This is a genomic window from Pseudomonas quercus (assembly GCF_012033695.1).
Lineage (GTDB): Bacteria > Pseudomonadota > Gammaproteobacteria > Pseudomonadales > Pseudomonadaceae > Aquipseudomonas > Aquipseudomonas quercus.
Window position 1 is genome coordinate 88,268 of sequence record NZ_JAAVJI010000002.1, and the last position, 15,796, is coordinate 104,063.

General features: G+C 55.2%; 15 protein-coding genes and 1 pseudogene. 7 read left to right on the forward strand and 9 right to left on the reverse strand.

Features of this window, described 5'->3' with window-relative positions; genetic code table 11:
• Positions 1–35: 35 nt before the first annotated feature.
• From HBH25_RS03675 to dnaX, 3 genes are all read right to left on the reverse strand, one after another.
• Entirely contained in the window at positions 36–1,067 is a 1,032-nt protein-coding gene (locus tag HBH25_RS03675; protein ID WP_168081659.1) for an NADP-dependent oxidoreductase, read from the reverse strand.
• Positions 1,068–1,128: 61 nt separating this feature from the next.
• The gene (locus tag HBH25_RS03680) at positions 1,129–1,455 is read right to left on the reverse strand and encodes a YbaB/EbfC family nucleoid-associated protein (protein WP_168081661.1); all 327 of its coding nucleotides are present in this window, start codon (positions 1,453–1,455) and stop codon (positions 1,129–1,131) included.
• A gap of 27 nt (positions 1,456–1,482) precedes the next feature.
• Positions 1,483–3,537 (reverse strand): DNA polymerase III subunit gamma/tau, encoded by a 2,055-nt coding sequence (dnaX, locus tag HBH25_RS03685; protein ID WP_168081663.1) that lies wholly within the window; start codon positions 3,535–3,537, stop codon positions 1,483–1,485.
• A gap of 168 nt (positions 3,538–3,705) precedes the next feature.
• Here dnaX and HBH25_RS03690 point away from each other — a divergent pair, with 168 nt between their 5' ends.
• Entirely contained in the window at positions 3,706–4,188 is a 483-nt protein-coding gene (locus tag HBH25_RS03690) for a peptidoglycan recognition protein family protein (RefSeq protein ID WP_168081665.1), read from the forward strand.
• A gap of 2 nt (positions 4,189–4,190) precedes the next feature.
• Here HBH25_RS03690 and HBH25_RS03695 read toward each other — a convergent pair whose 3' ends face one another.
• The 3 genes and pseudogenes from HBH25_RS03695 to HBH25_RS03705 all read right to left on the reverse strand — a co-directional run.
• A complete protein-coding gene (locus HBH25_RS03695) occupies positions 4,191–4,451 on the reverse strand; it encodes a hypothetical protein (protein ID WP_168081667.1) in 261 nt (86 codons plus the stop codon).
• 74 nt (positions 4,452–4,525) lie between these two features.
• Positions 4,526–5,968 (reverse strand): hypothetical protein, encoded by a 1,443-nt coding sequence (locus HBH25_RS03700; protein ID WP_168081669.1) that lies wholly within the window; start codon positions 5,966–5,968, stop codon positions 4,526–4,528.
• Positions 5,969–5,990: 22 nt separating this feature from the next.
• Positions 5,991–6,665, reverse strand: a pseudogene (locus HBH25_RS03705) (autotransporter outer membrane beta-barrel domain-containing protein); the annotation flags it as partial.
• Positions 6,666–6,875: 210 nt separating this feature from the next.
• On the opposite strand from HBH25_RS03705, the gene HBH25_RS03710 reads away from it, so the two are divergent.
• From HBH25_RS03710 to HBH25_RS03720, 3 genes are all read left to right on the forward strand, one after another.
• Positions 6,876–8,195 (forward strand): site-specific integrase, encoded by a 1,320-nt coding sequence (locus HBH25_RS03710; RefSeq protein WP_168081673.1) that lies wholly within the window; start codon positions 6,876–6,878, stop codon positions 8,193–8,195.
• A 1,264-nt stretch (positions 8,196–9,459) separates the two neighbouring features.
• Positions 9,460–9,918 carry a phage antirepressor KilAC domain-containing protein gene (locus tag HBH25_RS03715; protein ID WP_168081675.1) on the forward strand — a complete coding sequence of 153 codons (459 nt, stop codon included), beginning with the start codon at positions 9,460–9,462 and terminating at the stop codon, positions 9,916–9,918.
• A gap of 388 nt (positions 9,919–10,306) precedes the next feature.
• Positions 10,307–11,173, forward strand: coding sequence for a helix-turn-helix domain-containing protein (locus HBH25_RS03720; RefSeq protein ID WP_168081677.1), 867 nt, complete (start codon positions 10,307–10,309; stop codon positions 11,171–11,173).
• An 879-nt stretch (positions 11,174–12,052) separates the two neighbouring features.
• On the opposite strand, the gene HBH25_RS03725 is transcribed toward HBH25_RS03720, so the two are convergent.
• Together HBH25_RS03725 and HBH25_RS03730 are read right to left on the reverse strand one after the other, a co-directional pair.
• Positions 12,053–12,409, reverse strand: a complete 357-nt coding sequence (locus HBH25_RS03725) for a hypothetical protein (RefSeq protein ID WP_168081679.1) — start codon at positions 12,407–12,409, stop codon at positions 12,053–12,055.
• 35 nt (positions 12,410–12,444) lie between these two features.
• A complete protein-coding gene (locus tag HBH25_RS03730; RefSeq protein WP_168081681.1) occupies positions 12,445–12,789 on the reverse strand; it encodes a hypothetical protein in 345 nt (114 codons plus the stop codon).
• Positions 12,790–12,884: 95 nt separating this feature from the next.
• Between HBH25_RS03730 and HBH25_RS03735 the strand changes: the two genes are divergently transcribed.
• Both HBH25_RS03735 and HBH25_RS03740 read left to right on the forward strand, forming a co-directional pair.
• Positions 12,885–13,115, forward strand: coding sequence for a helix-turn-helix domain-containing protein (locus tag HBH25_RS03735; protein ID WP_168081683.1), 231 nt, complete (start codon positions 12,885–12,887; stop codon positions 13,113–13,115).
• Positions 13,116–13,351: 236 nt separating this feature from the next.
• Positions 13,352–13,918, forward strand: a complete 567-nt coding sequence (locus HBH25_RS03740; RefSeq protein ID WP_168081685.1) for a recombinase family protein — start codon at positions 13,352–13,354, stop codon at positions 13,916–13,918.
• Between the two features lie 190 nt (positions 13,919–14,108).
• Here HBH25_RS03740 and HBH25_RS03745 read toward each other — a convergent pair whose 3' ends face one another.
• Positions 14,109–15,194 (reverse strand): type I restriction endonuclease, encoded by a 1,086-nt coding sequence (locus HBH25_RS03745; RefSeq protein WP_168081687.1) that lies wholly within the window; start codon positions 15,192–15,194, stop codon positions 14,109–14,111.
• 336 nt (positions 15,195–15,530) lie between these two features.
• On the opposite strand from HBH25_RS03745, the gene HBH25_RS03750 reads away from it, so the two are divergent.
• The gene (locus tag HBH25_RS03750; protein ID WP_168081689.1) at positions 15,531–15,776 is read left to right on the forward strand and encodes a hypothetical protein; all 246 of its coding nucleotides are present in this window, start codon (positions 15,531–15,533) and stop codon (positions 15,774–15,776) included.
• Positions 15,777–15,796: the final 20 nt, after the last annotated feature.

The following is a 15,796-nucleotide window of genomic DNA, read 5'->3' on the forward strand; positions in this document are numbered from 1 at the left end:
TACCCGCGCCTGTTACAGGGGTCAACGTTGATAGGTCACTCGCTGACCTTCACCACCAGCTTGCCGAAGTTCTTGCCTTCCAGCAGGCCAAAGAAGGCTTCTGGCGCGTTGTCCAAGCCTTCTACCACGTGCTCGCGGAACTTGATTTTCCCGTCTCGCACCCAGGGCACCATGGCCGAGAAGAACTCAGCATGGCGGTCGCCGAAGTCGTCAAACACGATAAAGCCCTGCATGCGCACCCGCTTGGTGAGCAACAAGCGCGGTATCAGGCTCAGGCGGTCCTTGCCCTCGGGCAGGTCCTGTTCGTTGTAATGGGCGATCAGCCCACAGACAGGGATACGTGCACGAGGGTTGAGCAGCGGAATCACCGCTTCGAACACTTCACCACCGACGTTTTCGAAATACACGTCGATGCCCTTGTCGCAGGCTGCGGCCAGGTCCTTGGCAAAGGTCTCGCTGCGGTGATCCACACAGGCGTCGAAGCCCAGTTCTTCCACCACGTATTTGCACTTCTCGGGGCCGCCTGCTACGCCAACGACCTTCAGGCCTTTGAGCTTGGCAACCTGGCCGACCACAGAGCCGACCGCGCCGGATGCCGCCGCGACTACCAAGGTTTCACCTTCCTTGGGCTGGCCGATATGGGTGAGCCCCATGAAAGCGGTCATGCCAGGCATGCCCAGCACACCTAGCGCCATGGAAGGCTGAGGGATGCCCGCTGGCAAAGGCATCAAGCCGGAGCCGTCTGAAATCGAATGGGTTTGCCAGCCGGTGGCGCCCACTACCAGGTCCCCTTCCTGGAATTTAGGGTGACGTGACTGTTCCACCCGGCTCACGGCACCGGCGGTCATCACGTCGTTGAGTTCAACAGGTGGCGCGTAGGACGGGGCATCACTCATGCGGCCACGCATGTACGGGTCCAGGGACAGCCACAGGGTGCGCAACAGCACCTGACCCTCTTCCAGTGCAGGCAAGGTTTGGGTTTCGGTGCGGAAGTTCTCGGCCACCGGTTTGCCCTTGGGGCGGGAGGCCAGAACGATACGGCGGTTTTGGATGGCATCAGCGGCCATGGGCGTGATTCCTTCAATCGTTGGAGACTGAACAGAGACCACGCCAGGCCCTAGGCGTTTCTTAAAACGGCATCTTGAAACCAGGCGGCAACTGCATGCCGGAGGTCATACCCGACATCTTGTCCTGGCTGTTGGCTTCGATCTTGCGCACGGCGTCGTTCACGGCGGCGGCGATCAGGTCTTCGAGCACGTCCTTGTCTTCCTGCATCAGGCTGTCATCCAGGCTAATGCGTTTGACGTCATGACGGCCGGTCATTACCACGCTCACCAGGCCTGCGCCCGATTGGCCCGTTACTTCAGCATTGGCCAGTTCTTCCTGCATCTTGGCCATTTTTTCCTGCATTTGCTGTGCCTGCTTCATCAGGCCTGCCATGCCACCTTTCATCATGGGTGCAATCTCCACGTTCGTTCGGGTTCAAGTGCCCTGGTCTGCCAGGGGTTCAATGGTATCGTTGCGCACGGTGGCACCAAACCTGTCCATCAGCTGGCGGATAAACGGGTCGGCTGCAATGGCCTGCTCCGCCTCCTGCTGACGCTCGGCACGGCGGCGTGCGGCGGCCTGGGCCGGGGTTTCCTGTTCCGGGCGCACCAGGTCTATCTTTACCGTGACCGCTTTGCCCAGGTGCTGGTTCAGCGCCTCGTTCAGCCGCCGTTGCTGAGTGGCGTTGAACAGCGCGCCTTGGGCTGGGTCCAGGTGCAACAGCCAGGTATCGCCTTCTACCGACACCAGGCTGCAGTTGGCCGCGATGCTGCCGGTAAGGCCAGAGACGGGCAACTTCGGAAATAACTCTAGCCACTCCAACGCCAGGCCGGTGGCGGCCTGTGCGGCGGGTGCGGGCTCTGGTGCGGCGACCGGCTCGGCGGCGTGGCTGGCAAGGTCATCCAGGTAGCCATAGCCGGCAGGGTCAGCCTCCTCCGGGTAGTACTCGTCGTCAGCAGGTGGTTCGTCGTCGCGCACCATGCCCACAGGGTGGTATTCGATCGGCGCACCGGCGTTGTCGTCCAAGGCGGCATTGTTGTCAGGGGCTGGCGGCACCACCGAGGCCGGCACAGGGCCTGGCATAGGCGACAAAGCGGGCTGCTCGGCGCGGGTGTCCAGCAGCGCTTCAGGTGGCGCAGCGGGCGCAGTGACCGGCACTTCTGCATCCGCGGCAGGCGCGTCGTTCCAGGGCAGGCTCGGGTCGTCTACGGCCAGCGGTGCTGGCTTGGCCGGCACCGGGGTCGGTACAGGTTCACGAGGCGGGCTGGGCGCCACGGGTTCCTGGGCAACAGGCTCATGGAGGACAGGCTCATGGGCGACAGGCAACGGGGCCACGGCCTTGGGGGAATCAACCGTGGCCTGGCTGATCCCCGCTGGCTTTAGCTGCACGGGCGGGGCGGCTTCGCCCGCCGGCCGGAACGCCAGCATCCGCAACAGCACCATTTCAAAGCCACTGCGGGGTTCCGGGGCCAGTGGTAGGTCACGACGGCCGATCAACCCCATCTGGTAATAGAACTGTACGTCTTCGGCAGGCAGGGCCTGCGCCAGGGCCAGTACTCGGTCGCGATCACCCTGGCCGTTGTCCACGGCCTCAGGCAACGCCTGGGCGATAGCCACCCGGTGCAGCACGTTGAGGATTTCTGCCAGCACGCCGGCCCAATCCGGCCCCTGCTCGGCCAGGTGTGCAATGGCCGCCAGCAGTGCTTTGGCGTCCCCCTCCAGCAGGGCATGCAGCACATCGAACACTTGGCCGTGGTCCAGAGTGCCCAGCATGGCGCGCACATCGGCCGCCTGTACCCTGCCCTCGCCAAAGGCAATGGCTTGGTCGGTCAGGCTCATGGCATCCCGCATGGACCCGTCGGCGGCGCGGCCCAGCAGCCAGAGCGCGTCATCCTCGAACGGAATGTTCTCCGCCCCCAGCACATGGGCCAAGTGCTCGACCACACGCTCGGGCGTCATATTCTTAAGCGAGAACTGCAGGCAACGGGACAGGATGGTCGCCGGCAGCTTCTGCGGATCGGTCGTCGCCAGGATGAACTTGACGTAGGGCGGCGGTTCTTCAAGGGTTTTGAGCAAGGCGTTGAACGAGTGCGTGGACAGCATGTGCACTTCGTCGATCAGGTACACCTTGAACCGCCCACGGCTGGGCGCGTACTGCACGTTGTCCAGCAGCTCGCGCGTGTCTTCCACCTTGGTGCGGCTGGCGGCGTCGATCTCGATCAGGTCGACGAAACGGCCTTCGTCGATTTCCTTGCACACCGAGCACTGGCCGCACGGCGTGGAGGTGATGCCGGTTTCACAGTTCAGGCATTTGGCAATGATACGGGCGATGGTGGTTTTGCCCACGCCGCGGGTTCCCGTAAACAGGTAGGCGTGGTGCAGCCGTTGATTGTCCAGCGCGTTGATCAGGGCCTTGAGCACGTGCCCCTGCCCGACCATTTCGCGAAACGAGCGCGGCCGCCATTTACGTGCAAGAACCTGATAACTCATGGAAAACCGTCATGACCTGTAGCGTTAGGCCGCCAATCGTAGCCGAGCAGGACTAAAAAAGCACCCGGCGCCGTGCGCTGGCAGGCCATCGGCACCCTTTCCCGATTGGCCCCTTGTGGCATCTACGGTTTTCTACGAGCCTTGTTCACATGCCAAGGACTGAGGCCCATGACAACCATCAACTTCAAGCAACGTACCCGCACAGACTGGCTGGTGGTGCATTGTTCCGCCACCCGTGCCGCCCAGGATATAGATGCCACCGATATACGCCGCTGGCACTTGGGCCGTGGCTGGGCAGACATTGGCTACCACTATGTGATTCGCCGAGATGGCGGTGTAGAAACCGGCCGCCCTGAAGACAGCGCTGGTGCCCATGTGAAGGGGTTCAATTCGACCTCGGTCGGCATCTGTCTGGTAGGTGGCCTGAATACAGAAGGCAAGCCAGAAAACAACTTCACGCCAGCGCAGTTTTCCAGCCTTGCCAAACTACTGGGCCAGCTCAAGCGCCGCTATCCCAAGGCTCATGTACGCGGCCACCGGGATTTTTCCCCAGACCTGAACAAGGACGGCACGGTAAGCCCCAATGAGTTCATGAAGGCCTGCCCTTGCTTCGACGTACAGGCCTGGTTGGCCGCGAACCCGCTCGGGTAGTTTCACTCGGTACGCAGGCGAACCGTGTAATGGGCTTCTATGCCTTTCATCCGCGGCTGGAAATGGGTATTAGTGATGGGGTAGCTGGCCACAGGGCCATTTACCGGGTGGTGCTCCAAGGTGTCACCGGCGCCGGCGTTGAGCGTCACCTCCCAGATCAGGGCTTTGCCCTGTTCCAGCCGCGTGTGATAAGGGCCGAAGCGGGCGCCATCGATACGCAAGATATACACCTTGTCCAAGGGCGTGCTGAGGGGCTGTTCCACGTGCGGTACTCCGTAACAAACCAAAACGATTCAGCGGAAATATGCAACAGGCCCTTGTGCTTGTAAATGCACGCCTAGCTAACCAGCGTGGGTATCAAGTCCTTGAAGGTTGGTACGGCGGGCCATTGCTCAGACCCGTCGAAGCTCAAGTAACCTCGCACGTAGAACGGCGTGTTGCGTTGCAGACGCAGCAGCAGTTCCCGGGGGATCACCAGGCTACCGTCATAGCCGACGCCTGTGCCTACCTCAGCGGCGGTAATGGGCCGCCCCTGTACCACCGGTTCGTCCAAGGCTTTGCCGCTGGTATCTACCCCCTCTACACGCACCATCAGGCGCTGATCAGTGGTCATTATGCGCCATGCCGCCAAGGTGATCGGCGCCCCAGTGGGAAGAACCCGCCTTAATGACAGTTGGTTGCCATCGACCAGTTCGCACTGGACGGTGGGAAAATTCAACCCGCTGGAGTTTGTGAATGCCAAGGTCAGCACGGTGGATGTGTGGACCTCTCCCGCTGTGTCAGTCACTTTGTAGTACACGGCAACCGTGCGGTCCAGATGCGGCGCAACGGCTTGTACACTTACGTTGACCTGTGTGCCGGCACCTTCAATCGGCAGGCGTGCACCGCCTACCTGGCCAGGCGTACCAAATATCAAGACTGCTGTTTCGCCAGGCTTGATCACCGCAGTGGCCGGTACTTCCAGGTCAAGCCCGGTAGTAACCTGGGTCGCCGTCAGGGTTTGCCGGGCACCACTGCCAGAGGCCCCTACGGCTTGCAGCACGGGCAGTACCCGGGGCACGGGGGTGGCCCGTACAGCTAACAACGTGGTAGAAGACTGCGACGTGTTACCTGCATAGTCCGTAATACGGTAGTACACAAAACGTGTGCCATCTCCTCGCTCCCGTACCATCGCACCTGAGAAGGTAAGCGTCATGGGTGGAGCCAGGTCCGCAACGCGCACGATGCCTGCACTGTTCCCGGCATTGGGTTGGGTATCCCAGTACCACTCGATACGGTCGCCAGGTGCCTGGCCCGTATAGGATAGGACCCCCACCTGCAACTGATCTCCATGGGCTTGCAAGTAATCGTCCGTCAGCCCACTCAGGACTTCGCTTGGAAATTGCAAAGACTGTGGCGGCATGCCTAAGACCGGTGGCACCTGGTCGACATTCACCTCTGTGGCTTCGCCTTCACTCACACTGCCATTGCCCAGGCGTATCTGGTAATGCAAACGATGCATGCCGTGGTCCAGACGCAGGCCCGCCAGTGAAAACACCAGGTCATCCTCGTCGAACCCTGGCGGCATCGGCCGGTCAAGGGCTATCTCCCCATCCCAATACAGCTTCACCTGGGGTGGGGCAAGCACTCCACTTTCGGGCCACATCGGTACTTGAACCCGTAAAGGAAGGTTCAATAGCGCTACGGGTAACATATTCACCGGCTCGCCTATCAGGTCAGGCAATGCATCAAGTATTTTAGCAGGTGGCAACGTAGAGTCATTTGGTGTGGACGTGCCCATACGTAAACTCCTTGGAAAAGGTCTACCAGTTGTAGCGAAGCCCTGCGTTGATGCCCCAAGGCTGCTCGAGGGCCTCCCCGTGGGCGTAGTCAAACCCTATATTGGCTTGCAAGCGGCTGCCGAAATTAACAGCCAGGCCCGTACCCAGTTCTGCGCGAGAACCTGCCAGGTCGTTGTTGAAACGGTTGCCATTGACGGTCACGCTGTTGCGTCTGGCGAACTCATGCACCATCGCCGCGCGCACATAAGGCTGAACACTGCGCCCTTCGCCCAAGCCCAGCGTGCGGCCCACGGTGGCACCGGCTTTGCCCAGCAAGGAGCGCGCCCGCTCGCCGTCGGCATTCAAGCCATTGTCCAGGCTAAACTCACGGCCCTGCACCACCAGTGAAGACAATTGCCCATAAGGTTCCACGAACCAGCCCTGTGACAGGCTGATATGGCGCCCGAACTCTACGGAAGCGCCTACGCCAAGGGTGTTGTAGTCGCCGTTGGTACGGCCGCCATCACTGAGTGCGACATCTGCGGTGTTACGGAACCGGTTGGCTTTGACCAGCGCGTCGACGTAATAGCCAGTGCTGCTGTCCAGCCAGGTAGCGTAGGCACCTGCGTAGTAACTGTTGACCTTGCCATCCGTCCCGCGCTGCAGGTCTAGGTCCGACTGGCTGTAACCGGCCAGCACGCCCACCAGCCACACCCCGGCACACGATGTTCCCGCCATGGCTGCTCCCTTCCGGGCCTGACCAGGTGGCATGCAAGCATGCGGTTTAACGGGTAATCGTGTCTGGAATAGGTGTTTCAGGCTGGTGAGCTTGGAGAATGAGCGTCTTCATCGATTGAAAAACGATGCTCAGTTTTCTGGGTAGTGGTTGCCACCGTCACACATTGGTGTAACAGACGGGAGGCACACATGAGCTACATCGTACGAAGAGAATGGAGTTATTCCTTTAATATTCAACTACCTAGAGCGCTTTACCCGAAAGCGAGCTTTATACGCATGGCACTGGGCTTATCTGAGCGACGACCTTCGATTTTTCTGGCGTCTGTTCTTGCTCAGAAGCTTCATGCTCACCTAGACGATAACGGTCCTGTGCCCATACCTGACCTGCGTGCCTTGCTACGAACGTGGCGTGATGAGGAAATCGCAAGCGGGAGATACCGACGGTCAGAGACTTCTTGGAACGCAGTAGCCCAGATCCAGCAGCCTCGGATATCGAAGCTAGCCGCCAAGTATTTCGACGAAGGCCAACGCAACAACCTTTGGGTGTTGAATGGCTCCAAGGAAATAAAGCGTTCACTTGCTCAGCTTGTAGAGCTTACACGAGACGTGCATATCAACGAGCTGACCAGAGATATTGCAGCCAAGGTCAAGGATGCGTTGATAGATTACCCATTCAAATACACGCCAGAAGCGTACAAGGGGAAGACCGCCCTAGACGTAATAAGCGAAGGCGGCGACTACAGACGCATTGACCCCATAACGGTAAACAACAAGCTGAGAAAGATGACGGCGTTTGTTAACTGGTGTGTAGCCCATGGTCACTTACAGCGTAACCACTTTGATGGATTGAAAGCACTGGCACCACCACCAAAATCTGCCAGAGAATCGTTTGAACCCTTCGACCTCACAGTGCTACTGACTGAGGAAAACCTTAGAGCCGCTGCACGTGGGTACACATGGCGTTACTGGTTACCTCTTATGGCACGATTCACAGGGGCAAGGCTTGAGGAACTGTCTCAGCTTCAGAAAGATGACATCTTCGAACAGAACGGGATATGGTGTATGCGATTTGACGAACGTGGGACAGGCCAGAGACTAAAGAACCAGGGGAGTCGCAGAACCATTCCCATACACCCAGAACTTCTCTCGTATGGCCTGCTGGACCATTGGATGGCGATCAAAGAGTCTGGAGGCGAACGCCTATTCCCTGACCTTGTAGAGTCTCAAGGCAAGCTGGGCACACATGCATCAAAATGGTTTTTGAAGTACCGGCATAAACTTGGGATTACTAGCGACAAAAAGACCTTCCACAGTTTCCGGCATACTTTCATTGATGATCTTCGAGATTCGGGCGTACAAGACTCGCTTATCAAGCGACTGGTAGGGCACGAGGATGGGGCGGTTACATTCAAACACTATGGAAGCCGTTCGCCCATTCGGGCAATGCTGAACGCAATTTCGCATATCACTTTAACAGGGAAGAAAACCGTCGATCGATCAACGGAGTAATTCATAAGGTAGGAACGAAGCACCGCAGGATGGAGGCCTACCCTGCGGCGGCTGCTCATGAGTGGGTAAGTTGAGACCTCACAATGTCCCCGACTTTGCAAGGTCACAGACCGCCCTTCATCATCCGGCGTTAGCTCTGGTCGGCGAACCTACGGATGTTCACGCTAGAAAGCACGCCATTTGCTGTCCGACAATAATGAGGCGGATGACGGAGGCATAGGAATCAAGCCAATCTTACATCGTCTGGAAGGGGGGCTGCATCTATTGCTCTTGCATCAGTTGCTTAGCTACCTACCCCTACCCGCACCGCTTCCAGCCTTCTGGTGATCCACCCGCGACAGACCGTGCATCCCTGATGCCGATGCCTTTATATAGTGTCTCGTTGGCGCCCTCCCACGCAAGCTCTCGGTACGGGCCACTGAGACGCGTCGTAACGCGCATGAAAAATTGGCTCGATACCTGTTGACAAAAACTGGCTATAGGCTATCATCGCCCCAACACCAGCGACGATGGCCAGAAACGGGCGCTCTCAGCCCGCTACCCGTCCAGAGACCGCACACAAAGCTTCACCCAACCGCTAACGCCGCTGACAATCCATTAGCCAGCATCCGATACCGGTAACTCCACAGGCCAAATACGCCAAACGCGCTATACTTATCCCTACACCTCCGTGAATATACGGAATGGCTGTAAAGGGATTTTGTCGTGCCTGAGATTTTATGATTCTACGGTCCCTAGACCTAGTTTAAAGAGCTTCACAACCACAAGAACGTACTATGCTTTACGCACTGACTCCGCTGCACATGCAACTCGACGCGGGCAAACCAGGCACCGCTACAACGCCTAGATAGCTGAATAGAAACTACCCACTCTTGACGCTTGACAGTGGTTTCAAAATCTTGAGACCGATCCTGCTTAAGTACGGGCGACGGCACGCTATCGCCAAAATTTCGTCTTAATTTATCGAACCCTATACTACCATACTTGTAGGAGCTTCCATGCACTAACTAACTTACCAAGTCACAAACGCCGACAAGAACCGAAATTCCATTCACACCGCACGAACTCTCCAATAACCAAAAGTCAGAGTTACGGCCACCCCACGTCTAAAAATACGCGAAAAACCACAGAGAATCATATGCATAATCATCACGATATATCCGCCAAACCGCATCACAACAATGGCTCACGTCGAGTATCAGGGACGCACCGAACTAACTACGGCAGACCTAGGCGAGCCAGGGCTGTCAGTCACTGGCGCGAGTTGGACGCTGCCATCGCGATGGGTGGATTTGAGAGTCCTACCACCCTTGATGCCCTCTGGCTGGCTGCGGCTGTGGAGGAACAGCGAATGGCATTAGCTAAGGAGCTTGAAGCACTCAAAGACAAGGTTCAAAGAGACGCTCCAAAGATTGAGCTTTACCAAACTCTGGCCAATACAGAAGAACTGTTTAATGGTGACGTGATCTCCAAAATAGTAAGCAGCGGAAGAACACGTCTCTTCAGGTATCTACGCAAGCACGGAGTCCTGATGAGCGCCCCACACAGACTGAACATTCCCTACCAAGAGCACTTGGACACAGGCAGGTTCGAAGTTAAAGTTAGCACTTATCGAAATCGGAAAACTGGTAAACTCACCGTTAAAGCTTGTCCCTTGTTTACCGGCAAAGGAATCATCTGGCTTCAACAATTTATCGAGAAGAACGGCCGAGACGGGCTATAATACAATACTTTTGACGCAGGCAACTGAAGGGTTCTAGCACCCTCTAGATCGACGACCGCCTCGCTTAATACATCCCCTTTGGGATATTGATATGACGATGGTAGGCACGGTGTAGTTGAGGAAGGACTTGTCCCCTGCCTTGAGCACACCGCCCTCAGGAAGCTGGTAATGACAAGCTGGCTGCCTTCATCGCAAGTCGGAACTCAAAGGGATGAACCCATCCCTTAAATACGAGGTCCAGCTCAAAGACCAGTGAACGCACTCAATTAGCGCAGAAACAAGGCGCACCCGATAGTCATGCTGCCACACGCAAGGCGGGATAACTACCAAAGCAACTCACATCTTCGAGAACCCTCTCAAACCAATAATAATTTATAGAGACATCCACTTGAACACCGAATTTTATTCCTCTGTACATATAGACTCAAGCATCCAGAAACTCAGATCCAAGATAGCGGGCTCACTGGGCACCGTTTTAATTGATGGCCATATCTGGGACAAGCACAACGGAGAGCTCTACGGGAGCTACATCGGGATTTCGTTCTGTCGGGAGGACGCTTTAGAAAACAAGCCACTATCCACTAGCTCAGTTAACCGCTACTTCATCGGAGAAGATGGGAGCCCTTATGTTAATGCTCAAATCTCAGCAGAGAATGGAGTTATCGGCACGGTAATAGACCTACCTTCCAAACCTGTTGCGATAAAGGCAACGTCAGGCAGGAAGGCAAGGACGATTACTAACCCAGTTGCCGTGGCATTAATGGCGCTTAGACTCGAAAAGCAGTGGACACCATGGCTCGATGACATCGTATATGGAGCCATACATACCGGGCCTGGTGTGATACGAGGTAAGCAAAGCGTAGCTTTCGCTGACGTCATGAAGGTTCTGCGGCTACCTGAGTTATCAGTAGAAAATGCGGCTGGAGTCCTTCTTAACCATGACCGAGAGCCTATGAGTACTCGACAGCTACAAAGAGTCGTTCAAGCGGCAAGAATTGCAATCGCCGGCATTGCACTTTACCTCGAACGTCATCCAGAGGTTCTCCGCCCCGTTGAACTCTCGCTAGACTTCGATCAACTATGGAAACCCCAAGACAATGGTCCAGCTCAGGTCTCTATTGCCCAGCATCCTCTTAAGAATCAGGTGCTTGAAATGATCAGGTCTGGGATCCCAGTCAAGACCACTGCTAACCAGTTAGGCATTTCCAAAAACACTGTAAAGAAATGGCGCGATCAGAACAAGTCTGCAGGCTAGAGCAGAGGGGTCAGTGATCATTGATTAACGACAGATAATAGAGTGAAACTCGGCATGCCCTGCATGATGAGTGAACGACCGCAAAGCGAAGCTTTTGGATAATCAACTTTATATATTTATATTGTGGCGTAAACGCCACAGCCTAATATACTGTGCCTGAGGCACCCACACTTCTTCTATTAAGGAGGGGGAGGAAAGGGGGTAGACCCCCTCCCCGCTCTTGCTCTAAACTTCAAGGTTATTTCTTGCAAGTGAAATTCGCAACGAAACGTTGCAGTTTAACCATTTTATAGCATATCTGTGATTTTCTGGGGCCTCTGCCCCTCCCTCAATAAGAGTGCTCTGAGGCACGGATAAACAAGATGCCGTGACGGATACGTCACAAGAATTGCCCTTGGGGATCACTGCAAAATTAGTACGGACCTGCACGCTCCTGTTCTGTGCTTGCCGTGCCGATGGCACTGCTACCAACGTCAGACATAGATGGGAAAAAGAAGCGATGATCTTTCCTCCCATGTTAATGTTAACGCATAGGATTACCTTGCAGCCTCAGCTGCTACTTCGTTGATATAGGAGAAAACATGGTAACATTGGCCATAATGGATCATACCTGCCCTTGGAAACAGAACAATTATCTAGTGTTGGAAGCAGCGTAGCGGGTATACGACACATCTTTAAATCTAATGCAGGATCTATCGGTTATCTAATCCGCGAAAGGCGTTTGCCACTCGCCTACCCCCTTCCTCTCCCCACCTTCCCCCCACAAACCGTGGATTTCAAGCCAGCGGTCTAAGCCAGACCTCCATTTCCGCTACAGAATATATGGTTTCTGCAAAGCGCTTCCGGAAAGCACGTCCTCCACCTATCGACCATCGACCTTTACTTCCTCTTGGCAGCTACGGCCCCCACCAGAGTATCGCTGTCTGAGTAGATGAAAGCCCCGTTGACAAGGCAATCGAGGATGCCATTTCGCAATGCATGATCATCAATCGAAATGACCCAGCCATGCCTGACGAGACCGGAGACAGCCCGATCCACTCGTTCTTGCTCAAGCCTAAGGAAGTCGGGCAAGGTCGACATATCAATCCTGACCGCTCCTTCTCTGTCCATCCTCACCAACAGAAGCAGCATCACTGACACCATATCCCCGCATGCGGATGTCATACCTGCCATGACTTCAAACGCATAAGGCGAAGCATGTATCGCACGGGCAGTGGATAGTTTCTGATCGATCATTCACTACGCTCCCTCGCATGTTGATACGGATAGGCTCAGACCTGGGCATAAGGGTTTTCTGTTCGGATCAGACCTGAGTTGACCATGCATACAAGAGGTTCATCTGGTTCGCTGCTCGCTTCCACCACCTTGATCCAGCCTTCAAGCACAAGGTCAGTGATGGCCTTCTCAACCTTGCTTGGTGCGCTGTCGCACCGCTGGGCGATTGCTGCCTTGGTAATCCGCACGATCCCTTGCTCATCCACCCCTGACATCAAGATGAACATGACCGCCCCAGCGGAACGGTTCGCAAGCATTAGCTCTTGCAGACGCAGCAGAGCTGCTGGATTCAGGTAAACAGGGTTGCTGGAGATAGGGGACTTCAAAGCAGGCTCAATCATCGGTGGGGCTCCTTGAAGGCTTGGTAAGCGGCAACGCCTACTGGATGTCACGATTAGTGTGTTCACGATTAGAACACATCACAGGACGATGGGGAATGCCAGCCCCACCCCCCTCCCCAGCCCTTCAGCGCCAGTTCGGAACCCGAGTTCGGGAGCTGCGTCTTGCCATGGGGGTGAGCCAAGAAGCCTTTGCCGACCGGTGTGGCTTTGCCCGGACGTACATGTCTCGCATCGAGACAGGCGGGGCTAACCCGTCCATCAACGCTATCAAGGTGTTGGCTGACGCTCTGGACGTCAGCATCTCGGCCTTATTCCAAGGGCTTTGAGGGATAAGCCAGTCAATCCGCGCTATCGCCTTGTACTATCGAAGCGCCTATGCATCTGCATATCCATCACCCCCACCCGGTTCCCGACGGTTTTCGTATTCAATGGGGTCTACCCAAGCGGCTACTGCAAGATGAATACAATTCCCCTGCCGAATCCGTATTCATTAGGCTTGTTTTTCCTTCTGGATACAGGCACCCTAATCGGGTATAGAACCAAATGAATACAGGAAAGCGAGATGGCACGAGTCGGGTACATTCGCGTGAGTTCGACGGACCAGAACACAGCACGCCAACTAGATGGTGTCGCTCTGGATAAGGTATTCACTGACAAGCTCAGCGGCGCTACTACCGCCCGCCCGCAGCTTCAGGCAATGCTTGAATATGTCCGGGAGGGTGACACCATCCTGGTTCACACTATTGACCGCTTGGCACGCTCGTTGGTGGATCTGCTTGCACTCGTAGCACAGCTCACTACCAAAGGTGTACACATCCGCTTCCACAAGGAGCAACTTGAGTTCACCGGTGAGGACAGTCCAATGCAGAAGCTCATGCTGGCCATGATGGGCAGCTTCGCAGAGTTTGAACGCGCGATAATCACAGAACGTCGCAAAGAAGGTGTCGCCAAGGCGAAAGAACGAGGCGTCTATAAAGGGCGCGTCAAGACTGTTGATGATGATGCGATCCGTGCCATGGTCGCTGGCGATGGGGTGACGAAAGGTCTGTCATTCCGCAAAACCGCTGAAAAGCTAAAGATCAGTCTTAGTACTGTTCAACGTGCAATGAGGGCCTCTGCAAGCGCGTAGAAGTCATGCTGTATGGGTGGCCGAGGTTACCTCATCAGATATTTGAAACTGCGGTTTACGGCTTCTACAGGCCCTTGTAATCCGCGTCAAACCACGAGCCACACATGGCAGAATTTTTAGGTTTTGGCACTCTTCATATATATGCTTTTAATCACCCGCACTGACTACACAGTACGGGCGATAATAGCATTCATTTATAAAGGGACGCGGTGGCCTTAAGCTCCTCTGAGAACTCGTAGATTTCGTCGAGAACCGTTATAGGGTGTCGAGTCTCGCCCTTTCCAGCATCGAATATACCGATATACTTCTGAGCCCGATTGAAGTGCAGACGGCATATGGGCTTCCGGTTATTATCATCGAGCAGTATCCCGAAGTAGCTCTGGGTATCACGATGTCCGATACGCTTGGCATCTACAACTGCCCGGACGATAGCCTTAACGATATGGAAGCCTTCCAGCTCATCTTCGGTTGTGCGGATCAGCTCCTCGCCTTCCTCTTCAGTGACTTCATCAGGTGGCAATGAAGGCTGGACAGCAGTAATCGCGTAAGACGGCTCAGGAGCCCCACTCATCGCTGACTTTAACCGATCATTGATCTGATCACCCAGGAATTGGGCAGCAGCCTTACGCGTCAGGGTCGTGAATTGCTCTCTCACTTTCTGAGTGATGATCCCGTCGTAGACTCTAGAAGCAAAGAACTTCACAAAGTCATCACTTGGCTGACTGAACTGAGAGGCCATTTCTTTCTTGATCTGACCCACATACTTCAACTCACCTGCTGCACTAATAATCGAGTCCACGTCGAAGGCTGACTTGGTTAGCTTTTGCAGCTCAGGTAGAGCATGCTCATCTAAGTCCAAAAGGTCCAACTCTAGAAATGGCTTCTCATCCATCTTGTTCGGAGCATCAAGATCGGTGAAGAACCTATAGACTTGACCATTTGTTAGAATTGAAATGCGGGCACTGGTAACATGAAAGTACCGGAAGAGCTGACTAGCGTGATTAATATGGAGAGGCTCACCTATCTTCTTGCACTCGATCAGAATCTGAATCTCGCCATTCTTCATGATGGCGTAGTCTATCTTCTCTCCTTTTTTTGTGCCAACGTCGCAGATGTATTCCGGCGTCACCTCAGAGGGATCGAAAACGTCATAACCCAGAACAGAATTGATGAAGGGCATCACAAAGGCAATCTTTGTGGCTTCTTCTGTCTTGATGGCGGGACCTTGCTGACGAATCTTGGCGGATAATGCGTTCAATCGCTCTACGAATTCCATGTACTGCTCCTGGCTTGGATACCATACCCCGTTGCACTGCCGCGTAGTGGCAATTGCAAATTACACTGAGTCTACCTGACCTGTCCACCACACGCCTATCCAACAGCCAGTATCCTCATCGAGCCCGATCATTCCTTCAATTTCAAGGAAAGTGGACCGCTCAAAAGCGGAACGGACACACGAGCAGCAGTCCAGGCAAGCCTCCACTGGCAAATTTGCAGGCCATGCAATCTGCTTTCGGATCATAAGGGCTCTGCCGCTGATTGCAGGCCCCATACTCAGTAGTTGAGATTCGCTGCTAGACTCATGGCCGGTTAAGCACAAAGCGGAGCTGGAATGAACACACCCTCCCAACAGGAAGAGATGGCAGACATCCATGCCGACGTTAGAAAGTTGCTGGTCCAGAACCTGAAGATCAGTGCAGAGATGGCGGAAAGGCAGTTGCAATGCCTCAGCTCAGGCGCCGGTGCTTCTGCCCCCTACACCAGATCACAGGTCTACCTGATGGTGGCCGTAGGGGCATTCGCTGGTTTCATCGGGGGGGCGGGTGGCGTAACGTTAGGCATGTGGCTGAAGCACTGATCTTGGTGATTACTGTGTAC